The 25,564-nt window shown below is 67.5% G+C and carries 25 protein-coding genes; 16 read left to right on the top strand and 9 right to left on the bottom strand.

The window, feature by feature from the left end:
• The first annotated feature begins 142 nt into the window (after positions 1-142).
• From PCC79_RS11025 to PCC79_RS10995, 7 genes are all read left to right on the top strand, one after another.
• Positions 143-1,282: an ArdC-like ssDNA-binding domain-containing protein gene (locus PCC79_RS11025; protein ID WP_342371838.1), complete on the top strand. Its 1,140-nt coding sequence runs from the start codon at positions 143-145 to the stop codon at positions 1,280-1,282.
• The gene (locus PCC79_RS11020) at positions 1,282-2,208 is read left to right on the top strand and encodes a bifunctional DNA primase/polymerase (protein ID WP_342371837.1); all 927 of its coding nucleotides are present in this window, start codon (positions 1,282-1,284) and stop codon (positions 2,206-2,208) included. Before PCC79_RS11025 ends, PCC79_RS11020 begins: the two co-directional genes overlap by 1 nt.
• Complete coding sequence (locus PCC79_RS11015) at positions 2,208-3,137, top strand: DUF2637 domain-containing protein (RefSeq protein WP_342371836.1); 930 nt, start codon at positions 2,208-2,210, stop codon at positions 3,135-3,137. The genes PCC79_RS11020 and PCC79_RS11015 overlap by 1 nt, the downstream gene beginning before the upstream one ends.
• 455 nt (positions 3,138-3,592) lie before the next feature.
• Positions 3,593-3,952 carry a Cd(II)/Pb(II)-sensing metalloregulatory transcriptional regulator CmtR gene (cmtR, locus tag PCC79_RS11010; RefSeq protein ID WP_026926287.1) on the top strand — a complete coding sequence of 120 codons (360 nt, stop codon included), beginning with the start codon at positions 3,593-3,595 and terminating at the stop codon, positions 3,950-3,952.
• Positions 3,949-5,853: a heavy metal translocating P-type ATPase gene (locus PCC79_RS11005; RefSeq protein WP_145952683.1), complete on the top strand. Its 1,905-nt coding sequence runs from the start codon at positions 3,949-3,951 to the stop codon at positions 5,851-5,853. The genes cmtR and PCC79_RS11005 overlap by 4 nt, the downstream gene beginning before the upstream one ends.
• Positions 5,854-5,900: 47 nt before the next feature.
• Positions 5,901-6,419, top strand: coding sequence for a signal peptidase II (locus PCC79_RS11000; RefSeq protein ID WP_028707544.1), 519 nt, complete (start codon positions 5,901-5,903; stop codon positions 6,417-6,419).
• Positions 6,420-6,495: 76 nt separating this feature from the next.
• Entirely contained in the window at positions 6,496-7,098 is a 603-nt protein-coding gene (locus PCC79_RS10995) for a cadmium resistance transporter (protein ID WP_026926284.1), read from the top strand.
• A gap of 222 nt (positions 7,099-7,320) precedes the next feature.
• On the opposite strand, the gene merA is transcribed toward PCC79_RS10995, so the two are convergent.
• A complete protein-coding gene (gene merA / locus PCC79_RS10990) occupies positions 7,321-8,697 on the bottom strand; it encodes a mercury(II) reductase (protein ID WP_035757281.1) in 1,377 nt (458 codons plus the stop codon).
• 68 nt (positions 8,698-8,765) lie between these two features.
• On the opposite strand from merA, the gene PCC79_RS10985 reads away from it, so the two are divergent.
• On the top strand, positions 8,766-9,185 hold the full coding sequence (locus PCC79_RS10985) for a heavy metal-responsive transcriptional regulator (RefSeq protein ID WP_425325634.1): 420 nt from the start codon (positions 8,766-8,768) through the stop codon (positions 9,183-9,185).
• 287 nt (positions 9,186-9,472) lie between these two features.
• Here the strand turns inward: PCC79_RS10985 and PCC79_RS10980 are convergent, their stop codons facing one another.
• The 8 genes from PCC79_RS10980 to PCC79_RS10945 form a co-directional block, all read right to left on the bottom strand.
• The gene (locus tag PCC79_RS10980; protein ID WP_342371835.1) at positions 9,473-12,043 is read right to left on the bottom strand and encodes a GIY-YIG nuclease family protein; all 2,571 of its coding nucleotides are present in this window, start codon (positions 12,041-12,043) and stop codon (positions 9,473-9,475) included.
• Positions 12,036-13,652, bottom strand: coding sequence for an Eco57I restriction-modification methylase domain-containing protein (locus PCC79_RS10975; RefSeq protein WP_342371834.1), 1,617 nt, complete (start codon positions 13,650-13,652; stop codon positions 12,036-12,038). The genes PCC79_RS10980 and PCC79_RS10975 overlap by 8 nt, the downstream gene beginning before the upstream one ends.
• A 41-nt stretch (positions 13,653-13,693) precedes the next feature.
• Entirely contained in the window at positions 13,694-14,338 is a 645-nt protein-coding gene (locus PCC79_RS10970; protein ID WP_026926279.1) for an N-6 DNA methylase, read from the bottom strand.
• Positions 14,335-14,595, bottom strand: a complete 261-nt coding sequence (locus PCC79_RS10965; RefSeq protein WP_035757278.1) for a helix-turn-helix domain-containing protein — start codon at positions 14,593-14,595, stop codon at positions 14,335-14,337. Before PCC79_RS10965 ends, PCC79_RS10970 begins: the two co-directional genes overlap by 4 nt.
• A gap of 135 nt (positions 14,596-14,730) precedes the next feature.
• Complete coding sequence (locus tag PCC79_RS10960) at positions 14,731-15,867, bottom strand: alpha/beta hydrolase (RefSeq protein ID WP_026926278.1); 1,137 nt, start codon at positions 15,865-15,867, stop codon at positions 14,731-14,733.
• Positions 15,864-16,874 (bottom strand): MAB_1171c family putative transporter, encoded by a 1,011-nt coding sequence (locus PCC79_RS10955; protein WP_026926277.1) that lies wholly within the window; start codon positions 16,872-16,874, stop codon positions 15,864-15,866. Before PCC79_RS10955 ends, PCC79_RS10960 begins: the two co-directional genes overlap by 4 nt.
• Positions 16,871-17,335 carry a hypothetical protein gene (locus PCC79_RS10950; protein WP_013601295.1) on the bottom strand — a complete coding sequence of 155 codons (465 nt, stop codon included), beginning with the start codon at positions 17,333-17,335 and terminating at the stop codon, positions 16,871-16,873. The genes PCC79_RS10955 and PCC79_RS10950 overlap by 4 nt, the downstream gene beginning before the upstream one ends.
• A gap of 59 nt (positions 17,336-17,394) precedes the next feature.
• On the bottom strand, positions 17,395-17,826 hold the full coding sequence (locus PCC79_RS10945; RefSeq protein WP_013601296.1) for a hypothetical protein: 432 nt from the start codon (positions 17,824-17,826) through the stop codon (positions 17,395-17,397).
• A gap of 310 nt (positions 17,827-18,136) precedes the next feature.
• Between PCC79_RS10945 and PCC79_RS10940 the strand changes: the two genes are divergently transcribed.
• From PCC79_RS10940 to PCC79_RS17415, 8 genes are all read left to right on the top strand, one after another.
• Complete coding sequence (locus PCC79_RS10940; protein WP_026926276.1) at positions 18,137-19,216, top strand: ImmA/IrrE family metallo-endopeptidase; 1,080 nt, start codon at positions 18,137-18,139, stop codon at positions 19,214-19,216.
• Positions 19,216-20,148, top strand: a complete 933-nt coding sequence (locus PCC79_RS10935; protein WP_013601298.1) for a bifunctional DNA primase/polymerase — start codon at positions 19,216-19,218, stop codon at positions 20,146-20,148. Before PCC79_RS10940 ends, PCC79_RS10935 begins: the two co-directional genes overlap by 1 nt.
• The gene (locus tag PCC79_RS10930; RefSeq protein WP_226996986.1) at positions 20,145-20,828 is read left to right on the top strand and encodes a DUF2637 domain-containing protein; all 684 of its coding nucleotides are present in this window, start codon (positions 20,145-20,147) and stop codon (positions 20,826-20,828) included. Before PCC79_RS10935 ends, PCC79_RS10930 begins: the two co-directional genes overlap by 4 nt.
• Positions 20,825-21,229: a hypothetical protein gene (locus PCC79_RS10925; protein WP_077684802.1), complete on the top strand. Its 405-nt coding sequence runs from the start codon at positions 20,825-20,827 to the stop codon at positions 21,227-21,229. Before PCC79_RS10930 ends, PCC79_RS10925 begins: the two co-directional genes overlap by 4 nt.
• A gap of 93 nt (positions 21,230-21,322) precedes the next feature.
• Positions 21,323-22,210, top strand: a complete 888-nt coding sequence (locus tag PCC79_RS10920) for a hypothetical protein (RefSeq protein WP_026926274.1) — start codon at positions 21,323-21,325, stop codon at positions 22,208-22,210.
• The gene (locus PCC79_RS10915) at positions 22,207-23,208 is read left to right on the top strand and encodes a ParB N-terminal domain-containing protein (RefSeq protein WP_077684803.1); all 1,002 of its coding nucleotides are present in this window, start codon (positions 22,207-22,209) and stop codon (positions 23,206-23,208) included. The genes PCC79_RS10920 and PCC79_RS10915 overlap by 4 nt, the downstream gene beginning before the upstream one ends.
• 36 nt (positions 23,209-23,244) lie before the next feature.
• Positions 23,245-23,937 carry a hypothetical protein gene (locus PCC79_RS10910; RefSeq protein ID WP_026926272.1) on the top strand — a complete coding sequence of 231 codons (693 nt, stop codon included), beginning with the start codon at positions 23,245-23,247 and terminating at the stop codon, positions 23,935-23,937.
• 12 nt (positions 23,938-23,949) lie between these two features.
• Complete coding sequence (locus PCC79_RS17415; RefSeq protein WP_026926271.1) at positions 23,950-25,560, top strand: M23 family metallopeptidase; 1,611 nt, start codon at positions 23,950-23,952, stop codon at positions 25,558-25,560.
• Positions 25,561-25,564: the final 4 nt, after the last annotated feature.

Raw genomic sequence — 25,564 nt, 5'->3', positions numbered from 1 at the left:
TCGTGTTCAGTGCCCGATTTCGGGACGTCTGTCTTCCCTGGGCCTCTCATAGCCGGTCGGTGATGTAGTCCGGTAGGGACTCGTCAGGTTCGTGTTGTCGCCTGGCGGTCTTGGTCGCACCCCTGGCCCGCCGTGCTTCTTGATGTTCCTGGCGTACCTCACGGTCACCGACGATCGGGTGATCTCGGCGGAGGGAAGGTCCAGGATGACTGCGACGGAGGAAGTACGAGCCAAGCGGGACGCGAAGCTCGATGAGCTGCACGAGAAGCTGACTGGCGCGGTGGAGACGCTGGTCTCCGGGCGGGACTGGGCCCGCGCGTTGGCGTTCGCGGCCCGGTTCCGATCGCGCTCGTTCAACAACGCGCTGCTGATCTGGGTTCAGCACGAGGCTGCGTTCGAGGCTGGCCGGGTGCCCGGGCCGGTGCCGTCGTATGTGGCTGGGTATCGGCAGTGGCAGCAGCTTGGCCAGCAGGTGCAGAAGGGCCAGCCGGGTTACATGATCTTCGCTCCGGTGACCGGCCGGTTCGCCTCGTCGAATCCTGGTGATCCGTCGTCGTGGCGTCGTTTGGGTCCGCGCGAGAAGCACAAGGTCAACGAGGTAGTGCGCACGAAGATGGTGGGCGCTCGGCCCGCCTATGTGTGGGACGTGACGCAGACCGAGGGCGATCCGATCCCTGAGCCACTCGCACCGAAGCTGCTGGACGGCGAAGCCCCGCAGGGACTGTGGGATGGCCTGGCCATGCAGGGCGAAGCGTTGGGGTTCGAGGTGCTGCGTGTCCCGGATGACGGGCGGATCGGCGGCGCGGACGGCCTGACCGACTACGTCGCTCGGCAGGTATCGGTGCGTACCGATGTGACGGAGGTCAATCAGATCGCCACGTTGGCGCACGAGCTGGCGCATGTGCTGATGCACGACCCCAAGGATGAGGACGCTCGCCAGCATCGGGGTGTTCGTGAGGTGGAGGCCGAGAGCGTGGCGTTGATGGTCGGTGCTGCGCACGGGTTGGATACCAGTGGTTACACGATTCCGTATGTGGCGGGGTGGGCGTCGTCGGTCAAGGACGCTGAACCTGTGGAGGTCGTCAAGGCGACCGGTGAGCGGGTGCGGAGGACGGCGCTGGGCATCCTCGACCAGCTGGACACGTTCCAGGTCGCCGATGGCACGCCGCCTGGTCTTGCGCGTGATGTTCCCACTGCGGAGCCGAAGGCGCTGCATGTGCCGCCGCCGTCGGAGCATCGGCCGGCGGTGAGGGTGCCGGTGGTGGCGGGTCGGGGGTTGTGATGCCCGCGCGTGCCGACTTCACCAGGGCGTTGTTGCGTGCCAGTGGTGCTTCGACGCGGGCGGCGTCGGCCCGGCATCTCGCGCAGGTGGGGGTGCCGGTGTTCCTCTGCCAGCCGAGTGGGAAGCGTCCGCTCACGACGCGGGGGTTCCACGATGCCACCACCGACATCGGCCGGGTCGAGGCGTGGTGGTCGCGGACTCCGGAGGCGAACCTGGGTGTCCCGACTGGCGCGGTGTCGGGGATGGTCGTGGTGGATGTGGACGTGCATGGCCCGGTTGATGGGCGGCAAGCGTTCGCCCGCGCCGAGCGAGCCGGGCTCGTCGATGGCTGGGGTCTGCTGGTGGAGACCCCGACGGGTGGCCTGCACGCCTACTTCGCTGCGACGGCGGGGGTCGAGCAGCGGTCATGGCAGGCCGCTCGTGCGGGGGTGGACTTCCGGGGTGATGGCGGGTACATCATCGTGTCGCCCTCGGTTCGCATCGTCGGCGGTGTCCCGATCCGCTACGAGGTCGTCAATGTCGGCGACCAGCCTGCCGCTGCGCTGGACTCGCGTCGGCTGCGGGACTTCCTCGATCCACGTCCGGGACCGGTCGTGCGGCAGGGTCGTGGGTTGGTGCGGTTGGCGGATATGAACCGGCTGGCGTTCTGGGTCGCTGGGCGTGGTGAGGGTGAGCGGAACCGGGGGCTGTTCTGGGCCGCGTGCCGCTTGGCCGAGAGTGATGTCTCTGCCTCGGATGCGCTCGATGTCCTCAGCGCAGCCGCCAGCCAGGCCGGGCTAGGCGAACGCGAGATCGCCACCACGGTGCGCTCCGCCTACCGGATCGCGCACCCCGCGCCCGAAGCCGGTGGCCCCGGCCTCGGTGGCGGCGCCTGGTTCGAGCGAGCCAACGCCCCGAACCTAGGCATGGGTGGGCGGAGGCTGTGATGAAGACGACCGGTAGGCAGTGGGCGGGGCGCACCGCAGTGGTGGGGACGGTGTTCATCGCGTTGGGTGCGTTCTGGCTGAGCTTTACCGCGCTCGCCGATCTGGCGGCGCGTTCCGGGGTCGACCGGGGACAGGCGTGGGCGTGGCCGTTGATCGTTGATGGGATCATCGTGGTGGCGACGGTCGCGGTGGTGGCGCTGGCTGGGCAACGCTCAGCCTGGTATCCCTGGTCGCTGCTGGTCGGCGGGGCGCTGGTGTCGGTGACGGCGAATGCGATCCACGCTGTGGTCGCTGCGGACGCCGATGTGCCCGGCCTGCTGGCTGCCTCGGTGGCCGCGGTACCGCCGGTGGTGCTGCTGGCGATCACCCATCTCACCGTGATCCTCACCCGCACCTTCCCACAGGAGTTGCCGGGGCAGCCTGAGGTGTTGTCCGAGATCCCGGAGATGCTGTCCGAGGTGTATGCCGGACTGCAGGGTGTTGTCCACTCGAAGTCGTTGTTGTCCGTTGCCTCTGAACCTTTGGCCGATGAGCGGGAGTTGTCCTTAGCCTCGTATGAAACCGCTGGTCGTTCTGATCGCCGGGCTCGTGCTGCGGCGTTGCGGGCCGCGGGCTGGTCGAACAAGCGGATTGCCCGCGAGGTGCAGGTGCATCCGGCAACTGTGGGGAGATGGTTCGCCGCCGCGCACCTTCCCGACACCAATGATGACGCCGCCGGCGAGCGGGAGGAGACGCGTCAGCGCCAGCCCTCCCCTGACGACGCCGACGGCCCCCGCCCAGCACCGGCATTCGTCGAATGGCTCATGGGCCTGCCGACTGGATGGGTCACCGATAGCGGCGGCCTGACGCAGAATCAACAGATCACCGCCCTCGGCAACGGATTGCTACCCCTCCAGGCTGTGTCCGCGCTGTCACTGCTCGCCGCGTGAACGTGGGCTACGAGAGAGCGGCGTCCTCCGGTGCTCCCGGTGTCGTTCCCAGAGCGGCGAGCAGGCGGACCCGGACTCGCTGCTTGCGCTGCTCGAAGAACGAGGTGAAGTCGGCCAAGTCGAGCGGAAGGCCGTCGAGGTCGTCCTCGGCAAGGTACGTAGCTCGCTTGTCCTTCGCTCGGGAAGGCGGTGTCCATCCACTCCGCAGGCAGTCCATCCTGCTTCTCGATGTTGGCGGCCCCACTCAGCAACTGAAGGTTCGGCAGCAGGCATGCGGCGGCCAAGTAGTCGTCGACCTTAATCGAGCGGGACGCCGGCACGGAGGAACGGGACATATTCTCCACGACGGATCTTCGAGCACTTCGCCACGCTCGCTGGTAGGGAGCTGTCAACTGACTCGCCGCTCATGAGGACACCTGGCGCCGACTGTACGTCGTACAGTGTATAGTCATCGTATGCTGACTATTTCCGATCGACTCGACGTGATGAACCGGCTCGGCCGAGCTATGGCCGACCCGACCCGCTCCCGCATTCTGCTGACCCTGCTGGCCGGGCCGAGCTACCCGGCGGTGCTGTCCCGCGAGCTGGGGTTGTCGCGCTCGAACGTGTCGAACCATCTGACATGCCTGCGCGGGTGCGGGATCGTGGTGGCCGAGCCCGAGGGCCGACAGACCCGCTACGAGGTGGCAGACCCGCACCTGGCCCGCGCGCTGACGGCGCTGGTGGATGTCACGCTCGCGGTCGACGAGAGCGTGCCGTGCATGGACCCGGACTGCGGGGTCGAGGGTTGCCAGGCGGGGGAGGTGCGGGCGTGAGCGCGGTCACGGGTTCGCAGGTCGAGCATGTCGACCTCGACGACCACGATGATGACGATGACCGGCCGTGGTATCGGAGCCCGAGCGTTCTGATCCCGATCGCCTCCGGCGTCGCGTTCGCCGCCGGCCTGGTGTGCGAGTGGACCGGCGCGGAGACCGCGGGCCTGGTGCTGTTCTGGATCGGCCTGCTGCTGGGCGCGTACACGTTCGTGCCGGGCGCGCTGCGCAAGCTGTTCACCAAGGGCAAGCTCGGCATCGGGCTGCTGATGACGATCAGCGCGACCGGCGCGGTGATCCTCGGCTACGTCGAGGAGGCCGCCGCGCTGGCATTCCTGTACTCCATCGCGGAGGCGCTGGAGGACAAGGCGATGGACCGCGCCCGCGCAGGGTTGCGGGCGCTGTTGAAGCTCGTGCCCGAAACCGCACTCGTCAAGCGCGGCGACGCCACCGCCGAGGTCGAGGCGAAGGAGCTGCGCGTCGGGGATGTCCTGGTGGTCCGGCCGGGCGAACGGATCGCCACCGACGGCACCGTGCGGGCCGGGCGGAGCAGCCTGGACACGTCCGCGATCACGGGTGAATCGATCCCGGTCGAGGTCGAACCGGGCACCGACGTCTCGGCCGGGTCGATCAACACCACCGGCGTGCTCGAGGTCGAGGCCACCGCCGCCGGCACCGACAACTCGCTCACCACCATCGTGGAGCTGGTCGAGCAGGCGCAGGCCGAGAAGGGCGACCGTGCCCGCCTGGCCGACCGGATCGCCCGCCCGCTGGTGCCCGGCGTGATGATCCTCGCCGTGCTGGTCGGCGTGCTTGGGTCGCTGTTGAGCGGCGACCCTGAGCTGTGGATCACCCGCGCTCTGGTGGTGCTGGTCGCAGCCTCGCCGTGCGCGCTGGCGATCGCCGTCCCGGTCACCGTTGTTTCCGCGATCGGCGCGGCGTCGAAGTTCGGTGTGGTCGTGAAGTCCGGGGCCGCGTTCGAGCGGTTCGGCGGCATCCGCCACGTCGCCGTCGACAAGACCGGCACGCTGACCCGCAACGAGCCCACGGTGACCCGCGTCGTCACCACCGGCGCGACCGAGAATGAGGTGCTGGCGTGGGCGGCGAGCCTGGAAGGTCACAGCACGCACCCGCTGGCCGCCGCGATCACGAAGGCCGTCCCCGACGCCCCGACCGCGCACGACGTCACCGAGACCGCCGGGCGCGGCATCACCGGCACGCTCGGTAGTGCCCGTCTCGCCGTCGGTAGCCCCCGCTGGCTGGACGCCGGCACGCTGGCCGACCAGGTGCAGGTGATGGAATCCGAGGGGATGACCGTCGTCATCGTCCACCGCGGCGACCGGCCGGCTGGCGCGATCGGGGTGCGTGACGAACTGCGCCCAGAGGTTCCCGAGGTCATCGCCACGCTGAACCGCCGCGGGATCGGGGTGACGATGCTCACCGGCGACAACGCCCGCACCGCCGCAGCGCTGGCCGGCCAGGCCGGCATCATGGACGTGCGCGCCGAGCTGCGCCCCGAGGACAAGGCCACCGCCGTCGCGGAGTTGTCGAAGTCTCAGCCCACTGCCATGATCGGGGACGGCATCAACGACGCTCCCGCGCTGGCGGCCGCGGATGTGGGGATCGCGATGGGAGCCAAGGGCGCCGATGCTGCGATCGAGTCGGCCGACGTCGCGTTCACCGGCCACGACCTGCGCCTCATCCCACAGGCCCTCGCCCACGCCCGCCGCGGCCGCAACATAATCAACCAGAACGTCGTGTTGTCGATCGCGATCATCGTGGTGCTGCTGCCGCTGGCGATTACCGGAGTCCTCGGGCTCGCCGCGGTCGTGCTTGTACACGAGGTCGCTGAAGTCGTCGTCATCCTCAACGGGCTCCGCGCGGCGCGGCGCACGAAGGCATGACCGATCCCCTTGACGGCTCCGCTCCCTCCCCGGGAAAAGCGGATGCCGTGGAAGCGAGTTCTGCCGGCCCGGCGGCGGCGCGCGTCCGGCTCCGCTGGTTCCTGCTCGCGTGCGCCGTCGCCGCTGGCGCGGTGCTGATCGATCAAGGCAGCAAGGCACTCGCCCTCGCTCAGCTCAGCGAGGATGACCGTATTCCGCTCTTGGGAGACTGGCTCGGCTTGCAGCTCGCGTTCAACCCCGGCACCGTGATGTCCCTCGGAGCCGGCGCAACCTGGCTGCTCACCGTCATCGCCGCGGCGGCCTCTGTCGCTCTACTCGTCGCCGCAACCCGCGCCCGCACCGTCGGGTGGGCGGTCGCGATCGGCCTGGTGTGGGGAGGCGCGGTCGGCAACCTGCTGGACCGGCTGTTCGCCCCTCCCGAGTTTGGCCGCGGTCACGTCACCGACTTCCTCGCCTACGGCAACCTGTTCATCGGCAACCTTGCCGACGTCATCCTCGGTTTCGGCGTCGCCCTGGGCGTCCTGCTTTACCTCCGAGGCCCACACCACACCAGGAACGGACAATGATGGTCGCAGAGTATCAACGGCACGCGGCTGCCGGAACCGCTGGGTCGCCAGGCGGCTGTAACGCGGCGGTGGGCGCATGATCCTGTCCTCCGTCCTGCAGGCGATCGGCCTATTCATCGCCACGAACATCGATGACATCATCGTGCTCTCACTGTTCTTCGCCCGAGGCGCGGGCCAGCGCGGGACCACCGCCCGAATCCTGGTCGGACAGTACCTCGGGTTCGCTGGCATCCTGGGCGCTTCCGTGCTGGTGACGCTCGGGGCGGGAGCGTTCCTGCCGCCAGAGGTCATCCCCTACTTCGGACTCATTCCGCTGGGGTTGGGACTTTGGGCTGCGTGGCAAGCCTGGCGCAACCGCGGTGCCGACGATGACGATGAGGCAAAGGTCGAGGGCAAGAAGGTTGGGGTGTGGACGGTGGCCGGGGTGACCTTCGCCAACGGCGGGGACAACATCGGCGTCTACGTCCCGGTCTTCCTCAGCGTGGGCCCAGCGGCCGTGGTGGCGTACTGCATCGTGTTCCTCGCCCTGGTCGCCGCCCTCGTCGGCCTGGGCAAGTTCGTCGCCACCCGCCGACCGATCGCCGAACTCCTGGAACGCTGGGAACACATCCTGTTCCCGATCGTGCTCATCGGCCTGGGCATCTTCATCCTCGTCAGTGGTGGTGCCTTCGGCCTCTGAACTCGTAGCCGACTGCGTAGATGGCAGCGTGCTGTGGTTGCTACCTGGCGGCTGAGTGTCCCGGTGCGCTGCGCGTGTGAGCGGCCCAGACGACGTGCTCGGCGCCGCTGCCTCAACTGAGCCCACGCTGACCGCGTAGGCGTCGATCACGCGGTCGGTGCCGGTGTTGAAGGCGTCGCGGATATCACTTGGATCACCACATCGCTGGGCCCGGCTCTTGTGTCAGGCGCAGCAGGAGGTGGGGAGTTCGTTGCGGAAGAGGTTCGCGGTGAGGCGGATGCCTTCGGCCATGGTGAGGTAGGGGGCCCAGGTGTCGGCGAGTTGGGTGACGGTGAATCCGGCGGTGATGGCGTAGGTTGCGGCGAGCATCATCTCCCCAGCGGTGTCGGCGAGGGCGTGGATACCGAGGACTTTGCCGGTGTCGGCGTCGGCGACGACCTTGATGCCGCCGCGTGTGTCGTGGTTGGCGATGGCCCTGGGCACGTCGGAAAGTCGTAGGAATCGGCAGGCGCACCGGTATCCGGCGGCGATGGCGCTGGCTTCGGTGATCCCGGCGGAGGCCAGTTGGGGTGAGGTGAACAGCACAGACGGCAACCCGGTGTAGTCGACTCGCTCGTCGTGACCCAGGGCGTTGTGCGCGGCGATCTTCCCAGTCCTCGCGGCGACGTACACGTACTGGGGCACGTCAGTGACGTCACCGGCGGCGAACACAGCCGGGTTCGTGGTCCGCTGCTGCTCGTCTACGATGACGAAGCCGCGCTCGTCGGTCGCGATACCCGCAGCAGGAAGGTTGAGCCCTTCGGTGCGCGGGGTGCGACCGGTGGCAACGAGGACACGTTCACCGGTCGCGTCCTTCCCGTTGCGGGTCGTCACCTGGACCAGGCCCTCGTGCTGGGTGATCGTGGCTGCGCGGTCGCCGATGACGCTGATCCCCTCGGCCAGGAAGGCCTTGCGGAGCTCGGATGACAGTTCCGGTTCGGCGTGCGGGGCGAGCCGACCGATGACGGTGACCTCTACTCCGAGCCGGGCGAACAGCTGCGCCTGTTCCAGGCCGACGAAGCCACCGCCGATCACCACGAGCGACGCGGGCAGTTCCGTCAGTTCCATCGCTGTGGTCGACGTGAGGTAATCAACCTGCTCAAGCCCAGGGATTGCCGGCACGTGCGGCTCGGCGCCGGTGGCGACGAGATACGACTTCGCGCGCACCGGTCGTCCATCCACGAGCAGGGTTCCAGCGTCTGTGAACGTTGCAGTGCCCGGGAGGATGTCAAACCCGTAGGCAGCGGCGATGTCGGCGTACTTGGTCTGGCGGAGCATCCCAACCAGATCATCCTTCTGCTCGATGAGCGCGCTGAGATCGACCATCCCAGCAGAGCTGGGGACGCCTGAGAACCGGTTCGTGAGGGCGGAGTGCCGGGTGTGCGCGGCCGCGAGAAGCGTCTTGGACGGCACACAACCCACGTTCACGCAGGTACCGCCGAGGGTTCCCGATTCGATGGCGACCACGCTGGCCCCCTCGAGGCGCGCGTGGATCGCTGCGGACATCGCCGCCCCGCCCGTCCCGATCACCACGAGATCAACCTCCGTGTGCCATGTCACGATGCCTCCTCCAGTTCGAACCGGCCACTCGTGCGGCCACTCCTGAAAGAATGGACCTTAAAGTATGCTTGAAGGTCAAGTCGGTGGCCGAGGTGACGATGCGGATCGGGGAACTCGCGGGGAAGGCGAAGACGAGGGCGTCCACGCTGCGGTACTACGAGGAGCGCGGGCTGCTCCAACCGCCGGAGCGCACCCCGGCTGGGTACCGCAACTACGGCGACGAGGCGGTGCAGCGGCTCGAATTCATCGACCGGGCCCGCGCAGCAGGGCTCACTCTCGCGCAAACCGCCGAGATCCTCGAAGTACGTGACGCGGGCGGGTCGCCGTGCGGTCATGTTCGAGACCTTCTCGACCGGCGACTGGTCGAGATCGACGAGCAGCTCGAGCAGCTCCGCCTGCTCCGTACCAGCGTCGCCGACCTACGCGCGAACGCAGCACAGACGCCGCCGGAGGTCTGCACACCCGAGTCGATCTGCCGGTACCTCTGACCAATCGGCTGAAGGGTCTTGCTGCCCGGAGGGAACCGTTGTCTTGTCCGCGTAAGGTTGTCGCGCTCGCGGTAGTTCGTCAGGAACTCGTAGAACGTGTACGACTGCGCGGTCGGGCTTGAAGTTCCAGAGCAGGAAGGAGCCGACGGGGTATCCGTGCCTCAGACAAATTCACGATGGATAGCTGGCATCAGATACTCGCGCTTGCGGATGGCGGTGAGCATCTCCTCGATGCTGCACGGGGTCTAGAAGTACATGCGGCTCTCTCGATTCGGGCTGACGGGTGGTCAGACTGCGGTCTCGTCGTTGACGGCGACGACGGTGTCGTAGAGGCCGTAGCGGCGCAGGCCCTTGTGGGACTCGATGCCGGTGTAGGACAAGGAGGAGTCCTCGTAGCGGCGGAAGGCGAAGACGGCCTGGTTCATATGGGTGGCGCTAAAGACGCCGAGATTCACGAGGAGGTGGAAGTCCTCGACGGTCAGTCCGGTGACGGTGCGGAACAAGCCGGGTTCGAGCTTGGTGATGACGTCGGTAAGAGTGTTCTCACGGAAGTCGGTCAGGTACATGAACGCAGGGACGCGGGTGGCGAACTTGACCAGCTTCTCCTGAATCTGCGTCCGCTTGGACTTGTACTCCTTCTCCTCCTCCGTCAACTCCTTCTTCTCCGCCGGAGTAATGTCGTCGCCCTTCTCCTTCTTCGCCTTCTTCACGGCGTCGCTCTTGTTCACGACGGTCTCGAAAATGTCGCTGCCGAGCGCGCGGAAGCCTTCGATGTTCATGACGGCGTTGAGGGCGTCGGGGTTGTTCATGATCTTGCGCAGGGTGTCGTTGTCGACGTTGACGAGGATTGCGGACTCCCACTTGCGGGCCAGGAGGGTCGCGGAGGTGCCCGACATGGCGATGTCGAGGATGCCGCCGGCATCGACCTGGGTCATATTCGACCCGTCGTACGCCAACACGGGCAGGAACTTCACGAGCTCCTCGACGGCTTGCTCAGGGTTCGGCGTCTCCGGCGAGAGACCGGCGCCGTAGTCGGCGATCTGACGCAGCGCGCGAGTGGGCGCGAAGTCGAACACGAAGCACACAGGCTTGAGGACTGCTTCGGCGCTCGGGTTGTCTCCGTCGGGATTCTTGATCGACCACGGTGACTGTACGCGGAACGCTGCCTGAAAGTAGGTCTCGGGCGAGTTGAGGTTGCGCAGCATCAGGATCGAGGACCACTGCTTGACGGTGACCCCCGTGGTGAGCTTGCCGCACGACAGCGTGATCGTCTTCGTGTCGTGGCCGTCGCCGATCGCCGTTCGCACCGGTGGGAGGGCATCCAGGCCGATGCCCGCGCCAGTGCCTGCGACGACGAGGACCTTGTAGTCGTGCCAGAACACGTTCTGCTTCTCCGCGAGCAGGTTGGCCATCGCCTGGCAGGCGGCCACATTCGGTAGGAACCAGAATGAGTGCTGCAGGTATGGCAGGAGCCGCACATCGGAGTATGGGAAGGGCGGGCGGGTGCCCATTCGCATGGCGTCGACCTGCGTGGGCAGGTGAGCGCCACGGATGAGGTCGAGCCACTTCTGAACGTCGGTCTTGTGCGTGAACTCGGCGTCCGCGCCGATGCCCTTTGCCTCGAAGAACTCGTTGAGGTCGAACTCGTCGAACTCGCCCTGGTTCGCGACGGCGATGAGTTCGTCGGGCATCTGGTAGGTGAACAGGCGCATCTCCGGGAGTGCCCCGTACGGGTTCCAGGCGTCCGGTTGCGCGACTGCGTACTCGGCCTTGGCCCGCTGCTCGTCGGTATAGGTCCAGTTGAAGATTTGCTCCTCGATGAACTCACCAGTCGCCAGCGCCTTGAACGGCGTGCCCGACAGGTACAGGTAGGCGCGGGTGGTGATCGGCAGGAAGTCGTCCTCGTCGTTGCCGAGCTCGTCAAGCTCCTCGTCGAAGGCCACGAGGCCGTCGTTGTACTCGGCGGCCAACTCCTTCTGCTTGACCTTCTCGTCCTCGCCCTCGAACAACTCCTTGGCGGACTCTCGCCAGGCACCGAAGTGGTACTCATCGAAGATGACGAGGTCCCAGTTCGTTGTGTGGACCCATTCGTTCTTCGCCTTGATGAGCCCGGTCTTCCGGTCGCGTCCGAGCAGGTCCTGGAACGACCCGAAGTAGACAAGCGGCCGAGTCTTGTCGGCGTCGTCCGGGCTACCCCCGGTGGCCGAGGAGAGGTACTGCCAGCCGTCGAAGTCGGCGTGAGACTCCAAGTCGGTCTGCCACGCGTCCTCAACGGCGGGCTTGAAGGTGACCACAAGGATGCGTCTCGCGCCGAGCCGCTTCGCGAGCTGATAGGAGGCGAAGGTCTTTCCGAAGCGCATCTTGGCGTTCCACAGGAACCGCGGCACCGCCTGGGAATCCTCGGCCCAGATCGAGTCGTAGTAGCCCTGAGCCTTCTCCACGGCGCTGGCCTGTTCCGCGCGCATCGGGAACGTCTCGTGATGGGTGCCGCTAAGTTTCACGCCGGTGCGTAGCTCTGTGATCGCCGTGCGCACATCGTCCGGAGTGCAGCGCATCCACTCTCGCGCTGAACCGAAGATCGGGTTCTCGAAGCCCTTGTCGATCAACCGTTGGCGCACATCTGAATCGCGAAACACCGACCCGTCGTCACGTTCGGCGAGTTCATCAACGTGCAGCGTGTAGACCTGCTGCATCTGCCCCTGAGACTCGCGAATGCGCGCGTTCACGTCCGCCTTCGTCGTCTGTCCCACCTTAAGGAGTCCCGCGTATCCGGCCGGTGGATCGTTCGGCGACCACGCGTAGATGCGCAGCCTCGCTTCGGGCTTCTCAGGAAGCAGCTTGTCGATGTCCCTACTCATCGCTATCGTCGGCCCCGTCCTCGTCGAAGAGGGTACCGTCGTGCGGAGCGACTTGGGACTCGATGAAGGCGATCTCGGCGTCGGTCAATCCGTAACGCTCGTAGAGGAGAGCGTCTGTCCAGTCCCGATCGAGAGGGACATCTGGGACAAATGCATACACATCCCGGGTGGCGTGCTGGGTGGACTTACGGAGCGACACAAGGAAGCGAACGAATCGGGTGCGCAGGTACGCGGAGTACCGCGTCGCTTCTTCCTCTGTGTCAAACCGTCCAGCGACAAGATACGTTTCCGTGCAAGCCGTGCCTGGGCCAGCGATGATCGGCTTGGAGAGGAACTTCGTTTCGACCGCAGCGCTCGTTCCCTGGACCGCAGTCATGAGCACCTTCCACTGGTCGATCCACCCGTCGCTCAGCGGAACCTCACTTCGGGCGACCCAGGTGATCTTGCGGGAGCCGAACAGCTGCACCGGGTCCTTCAGACCGCTGGCGGCTGGCTTGCCATGGAAGAAGGTGCGCAGGCCAAATGGCTTGCCGGTGGACACGCGGGTGTCGAGCGTTGATTCTTGCTTCGCGCGGACCTTCTCCAGGATTGGAACAGCTTCGTTGCGTCGAACCAAGACATCGTAGGCATCGAGGTACCGGGTTGCCCGCTCGCCCACCGGCTGCCCGTCGCACATCGTCTGGATCGTGCAAGGTCCGTCATGCTCGCGGTCCCAAAGGAAGTATGAGACGCCACCTCTGATCTTGACTCCCGGGAAAGCCTCGTACAGCTTCGGGTAGTCGACGATGTCGTGCATGCGGTGATCGGAGAGCATCTTCTTGCGGTACTCGTCGAGACCCTTGCCGCCTGCAAACCAGCGAGACGGGGTGACAAAGACTGCGAAGCGTGGGTCGAGCCCGAGTGCCTTCTCTACGAACATCTGGTAGATCGGTGCAGCGGAGGTGCCGTAGCCGCCGTCGCTGAGCTGGTAGGGCGGGTTGCCGATGATGACGTCGAACTGCATGTTGTCTCCGAACAGCTCCGCGATGCGAGCTTTGATGTCGTCGGTGTGGATGAAGGCGTAGGCGTGAGTCTCAAGGACGTCGCCACGTGCGTAGTCGTCCTCGCCCGCCCCGCAGTAGAGGCACTTGCGGTTGGTGTAGACCGCGATCTCTTCGCTCGTGAGGGGATCGACGCGGAACTCGCGCTTGCCGCCGCTCCAGGTGTGTTCGGTGCGCTCGAACCAGATGTTTCCATCCTCGGTCGTGAATGACGTGGCGATCGAGTGTGGGCCGTTGGCGAACTTCGAGCAGTAGACGCTCCGGCGAGCCAGCAGGGCAGTGAGCTGGGTGATCCCGATGCCGAACACCTGACGGGTCAGGATGTGATCGACGCGTTGGCCGAGGTCGGGGATTACCAGGATCAGTCCGTCGGTGAGCCGACGGACGATTTCACGGAGAAACACCCCGGACTTGGTGAACGGGTCGAGGAAGGTGACATCGGGGTTGGTCCAGATGTCGGCGCCGTCGTTTGCGTCTGCCCACGCGGCGGCAAGTGTGTCGAGCATCTGATTCGCGAACCCTGGCGGAGTGAAGACCTCATCGTTGGAGAGGTTCGCGATGCAGGTCAAGACGTCCGGGTTGTGCCCTCGGAGAGTGAAAGGTGCAAGGCTCACGCGGCGGCCTCGGCGATCTGAATGACGGTCATCGTCGGGTAAGTCTGCGCGGGAACGAACAGGTCCTCGTCATCGAGCTCGCCGAATAGGGTTCCCTCGTACGAGGCGCGCTGAGTGAGGTCGTCGTAGCGAAAGTCGCGCCTCTGGAACTTGCCTTTGCCGAGGTAGCCCCACTCAGGAAAGGTGATCGGCTGGCCGCTTGGCACGGTCATGGTCAAGGCATCGCCCTGGACGATGTTCACGGTGAGAACCGCGCGGGCCGCTCGTGCCCACTGGTCATCGTTGCCGATACCCAAGAACGTGTTGAACACCTCGGCGAGATTGTGACGGCACTCTTCGGCGTTGTCTGCGAGAAGTTCGATACCGTAGGTGCACATGAGCGCGAACAATGCGTAGTGGCGCTTCTCGAACTCGCTCTTGCCGTGCCGAAGCTCGACCGTGGCGAGCTTGCGAGCCAGGACGGGGATGAGGAAGTTGCCCGAGCCGCAGGCGGGTTCGAGTACGCGGGAGTCGATCCGCTCAGACTCGTGCTTAACGAGGTCGAGCATGTCCTCGACCATCCACGCCGGCGTGAACACCTCGCCGTGGTCCGCAACGCGTTGCTTGGACTTCACCAAGCGCTGGGCGTCTTTCAGGTTCATCTTCCCCCCTCCCGGTGCTCGTCGTTGTCATGAGCGTAGGAGCGTCCACCGACACCGGGATGGGCTACGTGGAGCTCTTGGTCACTGGCCGCCGCACCCGCGCGCACCCAGTCGTCTATCTCGCTGGCTTGGAACTTCCAGAGGCGTCCGACCTTGTGGGCGGGCATGGCCTTCTCGGCGATCCAGGTGTAGACGGTGTCTTTGGTGACCCCGAGGTGGGCGGCGATGTCGTCTGCGGACAGCCACGGCTCAGCCACGTTGGTCCTCCCTCGCTCAATGGCCCAGGCAGGCCAACACCCACGATGATACCGGCTGAGGTACGGCTTGAGTTGGGTTTCTCCGGGCGTGGCCGAACGAGACGGGTTTCGAGAGTGGCCGCTGCGTTCTGCCGATCAGCGTGGGATGCGCACCTTGAGCCAGGCGGTCACCGTGTTCCGCCAGCGGTCCAGATCGCTGTTCCAGCAGAGGGTGTGGCCGGCATCGAAGGTCTCAAGCTCAACGAGGTCCGGGCGAGCGTCTCGGAGTGCTTGTGAGAGCCGGATCGGCACGGAGTCGTCTCGGGTGCCGTGGAGGATCAGGGTCGGCGTGTTGAGCTCTACGGCTCGGGATGTCCAGTCGAAGGTGGGAAGTGGGATGCGTCCTGGCAGGCCGACTGTGCGTGCCAGTGGGTCGAGGGTGAGCCACGGGATCGCGAGGTGCCCGGCTGCTGCAGGCCATCCGCTGCGGGCGCAGTTGGACTTGATGACTTCGGTCCAGTTGAGGACTGGGGAGTCGAGTACGAGCGCGGCGATCAGTCCCGGATGTCGCGGGTGGTCGGCGAGCTGGAGAGCGACAGCGGCACCCATCGACCAGCCGAAGATCACGACCTGTTCGGCTCCTCGTCGGACGGCGTACCCGATGGCCTCGTCAACGTCGCTCGTCTCTGCGTAGCCGAAGGTCGTCCGGCCGGTGCCAACTCGCGGCCCTTCTGCTGTGTTGCGGTAGCTGACGACGAGGGAGGTGTAGCCGAGTTCGGTTGCGGCGAGGACGCCGCGGAGGGTGCCGGCGCGGGTGCTGCCGAGGCCGTGGATGTGGATGGCCCAGGTCGCGAGGTCGCCGTCGATGCGCCAGGCCGGGCATGGTCCTGCGGGGGTCGTGATGGTGATGTCGCGTGTGTGGAGTCCGGCGTCGGCTGGGGTGGCGTAGTAGATGCCGCTCCAGGAGGCGCAATCGCCGGTCTTCGGAGTGAAACCCGATGTGGTGCCCGTGATCCTGCGAGCGACGCGGGTGGGTCCTCGATCGACGCTATCTGTGGCGAGCTGCGCCCAGCCGCCGTGCTCGAACCAGAGATTGTAGATGCCTGGCGCGGCGGCCTGGTCGGTGCGGTCGAGCACGATCAGGTCGCCGTCGTCGGTGTACTCGACGCCTCGAACGGTGAGGTCGAACATTCGTGGGCCGACGGGTGCGGTGAGCCGCCGCGCGATGGCCCACCCGACCCCGGCAACCGCTGCCGCCGCGGCCCCAGCGCCGAGAGCGATGCGGCCTATCACGACTCCCGCTCCTCGACGTAGGGAACGGGCGAGGTCGTCGCGAGGGCACTGTCGCTTCCGACGAGGTGGCTCTCGGCGCGTTCGAGCAGGTCGCGGTCGTCGGTGCTGATGTCGAAGGTGATGCGAGGGTCGATCATCGCGTCGCGGATTTCGACGATCACTCGGTGGAGGTGCCCTTCGGGGTCTTCGCTACTGGCGGCGAGGGGGTCGGCCTGGCTCAGCCCGGGCCGTGCGCGCGTCGCCTGGTGCCAAAGCGACTCCAGCTGCGCTGTGAGGGCGACGGTCTGCCTCTGCCGGGCGCGGTGCTGAGCGCGACGGACGGCAGGCTGGATCGCGAACCCGGCACAGAGGAACACGAAGGTCAGGACGGAGAGCGGATCGTAGGCGGACTGGATAGTGTGCATGAGGTCGAGGTGGCCCGTGGCGTGGGCAACGTCCATGACGATCACGGCGAGGCAGAGCGCGACGCCGAACGCCGACCCCAGGCTCAACAGTGCCGCGGGGAGGTGCTGGATGCCGGTGTTGTGCCGGTACTGCCTTATGGCGAGGACGAGCATCGCCACGACAATGACGAGGCAGTAGGTGAAGTTGATGATCGAGTAGACCGCCGCCGCTGGCTGTGCGCCGAGGTCGATCATAAATCGTGTGGTAGTGGTGCCGCGGTCGATGAGCAGGAACGATGCGGTGATCGCGAGCAGCGCGACGAGCAGGACGGGGATGCTGACGGCGGCTCGGACGAGCCTGGGCCGGTACTCGCCGGTCTTCATGACGCCGCGGCCGAGGAAGAACAGCCCGGTCATCAGGAGCGCGTCCGCGATCAGGGTGGCGAGGTTGGTGCCACCGAGCAGTCGATCGACGGCGCTGTAGGCGGCATCCACGTTGAGCGTCATCGCGATGGCGATGGTGAGGGCGGCGTAGGTGATGCTTCGGTCGGTGCGTTTGCGTCGGAAGATGAGCAGGCTCGCCACGAGCGCCCACATGAGCGTTGCGACGAGCGTCTGGATCATCCGAATATCTCCGAGTATCTGGACTCTGCGAACACCGACCCTCGGATGCCGGCGGCGAGCCGGTCGGCGAGGGACTCGGCGGCGATCTCGGTTTCGCTGTCGAGGTCTTGCCGCCTGAGCAGGCGACCTCTGGTGTACGGCGGGATGTTGGGCAGCAGTACCTCCCCGACTGCACAGCCGTCGCCTTCGCCGTGGCCAAGGATCATGTGGGCGAGCTCGTGGAGCACGAACTGCTGGCGATGCAGCGCGGAGTCGCTGCGGGCGTGAAGCACGACGTCTTCGGCATCGGTGGAGAGCCAGAGCGCGCAGAGGCCGTCGTGGGTGTCGAGGTCTGCGAGTTCGACGACGCGGAGCCTACGGTGCCGCCGGTCTTGGACGGTGTGGAGGAGATCGTCAAGGGCGAAGGTATTGCCGAGCTCAAGGCCCGCGACGGCCGCCGATACGGTCTGTTCGATCTTCACGGTTCGCCCCTTCTCTGTAGGGAGCAGGGACCGGTGGCGGCTCCATCGTGCGGTACCGGTCAGTGCTCGGGCATGTGTGTCATTTCCTCGTCCAGGAACTTGGTGATGGCGTGGAGTGCTTTCGGCGAGATATCGCCGAGGGTGCGGGCAGCGTAGGACTTCACCTTCGCGGCACGCATGGACCGAACCAGGTCGAGCTGCGCAGAGACCTTCTCGGGAGTGGCAGCACCGTCCTCGCCGAGCAGGAACGCGGCGTCCACGTCGAAGAACTCCGCGAGCCCTTCGAAGACGGCGGGGTCTTGGACGTAGCGGTGGCCGTTGACCATGTACGTCCAGCGCGACCGCGACAGGTTGGTGCCTCGTTCTTGGAGGTAGCCGGCGATCTGCGAGTAGGTCGGCTCCGTGCCGGACTCGGCGACGGCGACATCCATCAGGAGCCGCAGACGTTTGGCGAGGTCTTCGGCCGCAGCCTGGCTCTCGTCTTCGGTCATGACGGTGACCCCCTTCCCTTCGCAACGGGCAAGGCATCGATGTAGTCCACCCAGAAGGTGGTTGTGCATGCTCAACCGTACTCGTTGAGCATGCACAAATCAAGGCTTGCGCATGCTCAACGGTCAGTGTTAGAACAGGACTCCGGGGCATTTTGAGCATGCTCAATGTTGCGTCCCGGTCTCGGCTCGGGCTGCCTCAAGGAGGTGAACGATGTCCAGCTCACGGTCTGGGCGCGGGTGTTCGCGCCTACCTGCCAGGTGTACCGCCGCGCGCAGCCGCGTCGCGGCCCGCCGAAGAGGAGGCCGGAGCATGGCATCGAACGAGGACGCCCGCGCGGCGCGAGAGGCGAAGCTCGACGAGCTGCACGAGAAGCTGACCGGCGCGGTCGAGTCGCTGGTCTCGGGTGACGACTGGCGCCAGGCGCTCGCCTTCGCGGCGCGGTTCCGGTCGCGGTCGTTCAACAACACGATGCTGATCTGGGTGCAGCACGAAGCCGCGTTCGAGGCAGGCCGCGTGCCCGAACCCTTCCCCACCCTGGTTGCCGGGTACCGGCAGTGGCAGGGGCTCGGTCGGCAGGTGATGAAGGGCCAGCCGGGCTACATGATCTTCGCGCCCGTGACGGGCCGGTTCGCCACCGCGACCCCTGCCGATGCGGGCTCGTGGCGGCGGCTCGGGCCGAGGGAGACGCCGAAGGCCGGCGAGGTGGTGCGCTCGCGGATGGTCGGAGCCCGGCCGGCCTACGTGTGGGATGCCTCCCAGACCGACGGAGAACCATTGCCAGTTCCGCCCGCTCCGACGCTGCTGGAAGGCGAAGCACCCTCGGGGCTGTGGGACGGGCTGGCCGGGCAGATTCGCGGCGCGGGGTTCGAGGTGCTGCGGGTGCCACACGAGGGGATGATCTCCGGCGCGAACGGCATGACCGACTATGAGGAGCGCACGGTAGCGGTGCGGGAGAACATGGACCCTGCTGCGCAGGTCAAGACGCTCGCGCACGAGCTGGCGCACGTGCTGATGCACGATCCCGACGACGAGGAAGCACGTCAGCATCGCGGCATCCGCGAGGTCGAAGCCGAGTCCGTCGCGCTGATGATCGGTGCCGCGCACGGCATGGACACCACCGGGTACACGATCCCGTACGTCTCGACCTGGGCCGCCCGCGTGGACGGCCAAGAGCCCGTCCAGGTGGTGCAGTCCACCGGCGAGCGGGTGCGGAAGACCGCGCTGGCGATCCTCGACCAGCTCGACACGCTCCAGGTCGGCGACGGCACCCCGCCCGGACTCGAACGCGACGCTCCCAGTCCGCGCACCTCCCGTACGGCTGCGAACTCGGTGGAGACCGATCGTCCGCGTGCTGCGTCGGCGCCAGCGCTGGCAGGGCGGAGGCTGTGATGCCCGAAGCATTCGATGTCCTGGCGGCGCTCATTCGCGTGGATCGTTCACCGAGCCTGGGGCTCGCGGCGCGGAGCCTCGCGGCGGCTGGCGTGCCCGTGTTTCCGTGCGTCGTCGAGGGGAAGCGTCCGCTGACCCGCCGTGGGTTCCTCGATGCGAGCAGCGACCCGGAACAGGTTGCCGCGTGGTGGTCGCGCACACCGAACGCGAACATCGGCATCCCGACCGGCGCTCCATCCGGCGTTGTCGTCGTCGATGTCGATGTCCACGGCCCCCACGACGGCCGCGCGGCGTTCCAGCGCGCCACCGACGCGGGGCTCGTCGATGGCGCGGGTCTGCTCGTGCGCACACCCACCGGAGGCGCGCACGTGTACTTCCCGGCGACCCCGGGCCGCGAGCAGCGGTCGTGGCAGGCAGCCACCGCGGGCGTCGACTTCCGGGGCGACGGCGGCTACATCATCGCTCCTCCCTCCCGGCGAATCATCGACGGCAGTGTGTGCCGCTACGAGGTCGCGGACATCGCCGCGCACTCGGTCGGTCATGTGGACGCGGCCCGTCTGCGGGACTTCCTCGACCCGCGCCCCGTCGCTCCACTACGCGCCAGCAGCGGCTCGATGGATGAGGATGCTGAGCGGTTGGCGACGTGGGTCGCTGGGCGGGGTGAGGGCGAGCGGAACCGAGGCCTGTTCTGGGCTGCCTGCCGCCTCGCAGAGAACGGCGTCTCGCCCGCCGAGGCGCTCGATGCGCTGGGTGCTGCGGCACAGTCGGCGGGTCTGGGTGATCGCGAGATCACCACGACCGTGCGCTCCGCCTACCGAGCCACCCAGCCCGCATCCGAAGTGACGCCCGGCGGCCGGAGCCAGAGCGCGGGTCGGTGGTTCGGTCGCTCGGCGAGCCCACCGTCCGCAGCCTTGGGGAGGGCTGGGCTGTGAGGCGTGAATCGGGAGGGCGGCGCTGGGCCGCGATGACGGCGGTCGCGGGGACGGTGTTCATCGCCGCCGGGGCGTTCTGGCTGTCGTTCACGTCGTTGGCCGATCTGGCTGCTCGCTCCGGGATCGGGGCTGGGCAGGCGTGGGCGTGGCCGCTGATCGTGGACGGCATCATCGTCGTCGCCACGGTTGCCGTCGTCGCGCTCGCCGGGCAGCGCTCGGCCTGGTATCCGTGGGCGCTGCTGGTAGGCGGCGCGCTCGTGTCGGTGACGGCGAACGCCATTCATGCTGTCGTCGCCGCGGACGCCGACGTGCCAAGGATGCTCGCGGCCTCGGTCGCCGCGGTGCCGCCCGTCGTGCTGCTGGCCATCACGCACCTGACCGTGATTCTCACCCGCACCACCGACCCCCATGCGGAACCCGCCACTGCCGACTCGTTCTCGACGAACACCGCGGATTCGATGCCTGCGCTGCCGCCTGGCGAGATGGAGGCCAACCGTCGCGATGAGGGTGTGGCGGATCGGCGGGCGCTGGGGTGGGAGCTGCGCGAGGCGGGCTGGTCGAACAAGCGGATCGCCCGCGAACTCGGGGTGCATCCCTCGACCGTGGGCCGCTGGTTCGCCGTCGCGCACCTCACTGACACCACTGACACCGCCGACGAGCGGGAGGAGACGATCCCATGAACACCACTGAGAACCCCCAGCGCAACGATTCCGCGAGGCCCGATCCCGCACGGCTGGTGCCCGAGGAGCCGCGGGAGCGCCCCGAGTCGGTCGAAGTGATGAGTACGCCGGAGGCGGTGCGGGCCGCGCCGGTCGCCCGCGACGACAAGCGGCACGCGCTCGTTCGTGGGCGAGGCGTGGAGTGGGTGCGCCCCACTGACTTGATCGCCCGGCACTCGGCGCACGCGGCCGGGCGGGGTCTCGACTTCCAGGCCGAGCTGGCACGCCGCACCCGCACCCCGCTCGGTGCAGGTGTTCGTCGTCTCGGGGATCGCGCCCGGCGGTTGCCGCCGATCTCGGCGTTCGGGTGCAGCACCGCACCTGCCTCGCAGGTGTCCCGCTCCGGGGTCTCGATGAGTTGACGGTGGTGACAGGTCATGGCTGCGACGGCATCGGCATGCAGGACGCGCTCGTGGGAGCGAGTGCGCACCTGCCTGCCAGGAGGTGCCGACACCATGACCAGACCAACCAGCACCAGCACCGAGCAGACGGCCGACGGGGCTGAGGACTTCACCACCGGCGAGGGCCTGCGTGCCCTGCTCAATCGCCTCGCCGAGGGCGGCGAGGATGCCTGGGTTCACGACCCGGTGGCCCGCGACCTGATGGAGTTCGCCGCCGACAAGTACCGCGCTCTCGCGAGGAAACACAGGCTCGACACCTGGGAAGCGGTGACGGCGGCGTTCGACGCGATGCAGTACCGCTCGACCCGCGAGGCCAACGATCCGTGGGCGATCATCACCCACGCCGTGCGGATCACCTGCGTCTACGAGGAACGCGCCCAAGGCCTGCTCTGCTCGGTGCACCAGGCTCGTCGCGCGCACGTTTCGGCGTTCCACGATCCTGAACGGTTCTCCGAACGCGACACCGCGCTGGCCGACTATCATCCCGCGTTCCACACCACCGACCTGCGTCCCAGCGACCTCGAACCGGAACCGCGCGACAGTCTCGGGTCAGCGCAAGCGTGCATGTCCGCTGGATCGGCGGCCGAGGACGCCATCGCGATGCTGTGCCTGCTCGACTGGCCCGCCGACACCGCACGGGCCGCGGTCGAGCACGTCTGCGGGGCGTTGACGAAAGCCGGCACCCGCCAGTCCGCCTACGAGACGCTGCGCCGCGACCGGCACGCGCGGGCACTGCTCGACCTCCCGCGCCGCTCCTGGGCCGCACTGCTGAAGGCGCTGCTCGGGAACCCGCACCCGGCCTACGTCGCCACCAGCAGCGGTCGCGGCATCCTGCTCCGGCTGCTGCTGGGCGAAACGCTCGACCTACTGCTCCGCGACGACGATCTGATCCTCGCGCTCGCTCTGGCCGCTCCGAGTGGTGGAGGCGGTGAGTCGTCGTGACCGAGCCACAGATCGGCAGCATCCAGCTCGACCGCACCGTCGAGTCGATCCTCGTCGGCACCCGGCACCGCGCCGACCTCGGCGACATCGACGCCCTCGCGGCATCCATCGGGCGCGACGGATTGCTGCAACCACTCACCATCACGATCGACGGCGTACTGGTGTGCGGGGCACGACGCCTGGCCGCGATCAAGAAGCTCGGCTGGCGCACCGTCAACGTGTGGGTGCGCAGCGGCCTGTCCGACCGGCTCGGGCAGCTCCTCGCCGAGCAGGACGACAACATGCTCCACAAGCCCTACACCCAGCTCGAAGCCGCCGGCCTCTACCGCGAGATCAAGCAGGTCATGGCCGAAGACGCCGCCCGTCGCAAGAGCGCGACCCAGTTCAGCAGCGAGAACCAGCCAGGAAACGACGGTGGTGCAAAATTTGCACCACCGTCGAGCGGGCCGCTTGGGAAGGCCCGGGAGCAGGCGGCGGCGATGATTCCGGGTGGCGCGTCGCACACGACGCTGGAGAAGATCGGCTACCTCGAAGACATCGCTGGCAACCCTGCTCTGCCAGAGACTCTGCGCGCCGAGGCCGCCGCCGGGTTGGGTCGGATCGAGGCCGGTGACGCGGTGCATCCGATCTATCAAGCGATCCGCGATGCCGACACCGCTGCGCGGGAGCGGCGCGAGGCAGAGATGCACGCTCGCGCCGAAGCAGCCGTGGCCCAGGCGAAGTCGATCAAGAAGGGCAAGCGCACCCCACCCAAGCCGTTGCCGCTCGTCACCGGCGACGGCCAACCCGTCCGCTACCCGCTTCGCGCGTTCGTGCAGACCTGGGGCGAGCTCACCAACTGGTGGACCCACTACGACGCCGACACACTCGCCGCCGAGTTAACCGACGAGCAGTTCGAGAACTTCCTCACCACCACCGACGGCACCGTCCGGTTCGCCGACGCCCTCCGTGCCGCACGCGAAGACGCGGTGGAGCGGCCACGACTCCGCGCGCTCTGACCGCTGGCATGGGTGTCGGATGTGCACCTGCTCGGCATGAGCCCTGCACCCACCGATCCCCGGAACCGCCGCCGACTCGTCGCCCTCATCGCCGCCGGCATCGTCCTGCTGCTCCTCGCCAGTGTCGGCGTCTACGGACTCCTCACCGGCCCCCGCACCAGCACCAGCACCGATCCCGGCCCGGAGCCTGGCCCGACCACGACGGCACCGCCGACCGTGGCACCGAGCACGCCCCGGACACCACGGGTTCCAGCGGTTCCGCGTTCGGTAGACCCCGAGACCTTCGCTCGCGGCGTCGCGTCCACGCTGTTCGCGTGGGACACCGCCTCGGGGCTGTGGCCGCTGGACTACAGCCCGACGATCCTCGCGGTCGGTGACCCCAGCGGGGACGAACAGGCGGGGCTGGCCTCCGACGTAGCCGTCTACCTGCCGACCCGAGACGCCTGGATCGAGCTGCGGCAATACGCCACCCGCCAACACCTCACCATCGAGGCCGCGTACGTCCCCGACGGCTGGGCCGACGCGGCAGCGCAGGCCCAGCCGGGGCAGCTCGCGGCAGGAACGACGGCCGTCACGATCGAGGGCACCCGCTACCGTGCCGGGGTCTGGAACGGGCAACCGGTCACCAGCGAGCATCCGGTCGCGTTCACCGTGTTCGTCGTCTGCGCCCCGACCTACCCGACCTGTCATCTGCTGCGGCTCTCGCAGCTCGACAACCCGCTGCGCTGAAGGGCTGGCGTCGTGTTCCGCAAAGCCACCATCGCAGCGCTGGCACTGCTGTTCTTCGCCCCCGCCGCCACGCTCCTCGGGATCGGGGTGCTGATGAACCCCGCCGCTGCGTACTGCGCCACACCTGCCGGGAGCGTGAACCTCGGACCGATCCCGGACGCGCTCACCGTGACCACCGCGAACGACGAGACCTTCACGCTGAATCGTCAGCAGCTCACGCACGCGGCCACGATCATCACGGTCGGCAACGGCATCACCAACGTGGGCAGGCCGGGAATCAAGATCGCGCTGATGGCCGCGCTCACCGAGTCCACGCTGCGGATGCTCACCAACACCGGCACCTACCCCGACTCGGCGAACTACCCGAACGACGGCAACGGCGGCGACCACGACTCCCTCGGCCTGTTCCAGATGCGCCCCCAATCCGGGTGGGGCACCGTCGCCGAGTTGATGGACCCGAACTATCAGGCGCAGGCGTTCTTCGGCGGGCCGACCGGCCCGAACTACCCCTCGCCGCGCGGGCTGCTCGACATCCCCGGCTGGCAACAGATGGACCCTGGCGAAGCCGCCCAAGCCGTCGAGGTCTCCGCCTTCCCCGACGGCTACCGCAACTACGCGCCCGTCGCCGACAGCATCCTCGCCGCCCTCACCACAGGCGGCGGTGCCGCTAGCGGCGCGGGCGGCCCGGCGGTCTTGTCGTCGCGGGTGGTGTTCCCGCTGCCCGAGGGCACCTGGGTGCTGACCTCGCCGTTCGGGATGCGAGTGCACCCGATCACGGGCGAACGGAAGATGCACACCGGCACCGACTTCGCCGCGCCCGACGGCACGCCGATCCTCGCCGCCGCGGATGGCACCGTGACCGTCGCGGAGTTCTCCGGTGGGTACGGCGGCCTCATCGTCATCGAGCACACCATCGACGGCCAGACCGTCGCCACGGCCTACGCGCACATGTGGCAGAGCGGCATCCACGTCCGTCCCGGTGACCGCGTGAACGCAGGGCAGCACATCGGCGATGTCGGCTCCTCGGGCATGAGCACCGGCGCACATCTGCACTTCGAGGTCCGGCCCGGCGGCACGAACGGGGAAGCCATCGACGCCGCCGCCTGGCTCAATGAGCACGGGGCTGCGAACCTGCCGACAGCGACCAGCGGATCACCCGCCGCCTGCAACAACACCACTGCGGGCACGCCGACCGGCGTCGATGGAGACCCCGACCGGCTCGTCGACGATCCCACCAGCTCGGGCAAGATCACCGCCCGCATGCTCCACCTCTACCAGCAGACCCTCGCAGCGTTCCCCGACACCGGCTGGGGCTGCTACTCACCACGCCCCGGCACCAAGTCCGAGCATCCCCTCGGCAGGGCTTGCGACATCACCTTCGGCAACCGCATCGGCCAGCGACCCACCCCGGCACAACTCGACGCCGGCTGGAAGGTCACCAACTGGATGAAGGACAACGCCGACGTGCTCGGCGTCGAGTACCTGATCTGGCAAGGCCAAATCTGGTCCGTCGCCCGCGACGCCGAGGGCTGGCGGCCATACAACGGCGGAGGCATGCACGACCCCGCCTCCATCACCGGCGGCCACTACGACCACCTCCACCTCACCGTCAAGGCAGGGTGACCTG

Origin of the sequence: Propioniciclava soli (assembly GCF_038502305.1) — a bacterium.
GTDB lineage: Bacteria > Actinomycetota > Actinomycetes > Propionibacteriales > Propionibacteriaceae > Propioniciclava > Propioniciclava soli.
This window is presented reverse-complemented; position numbering and strand designations above follow the sequence as displayed.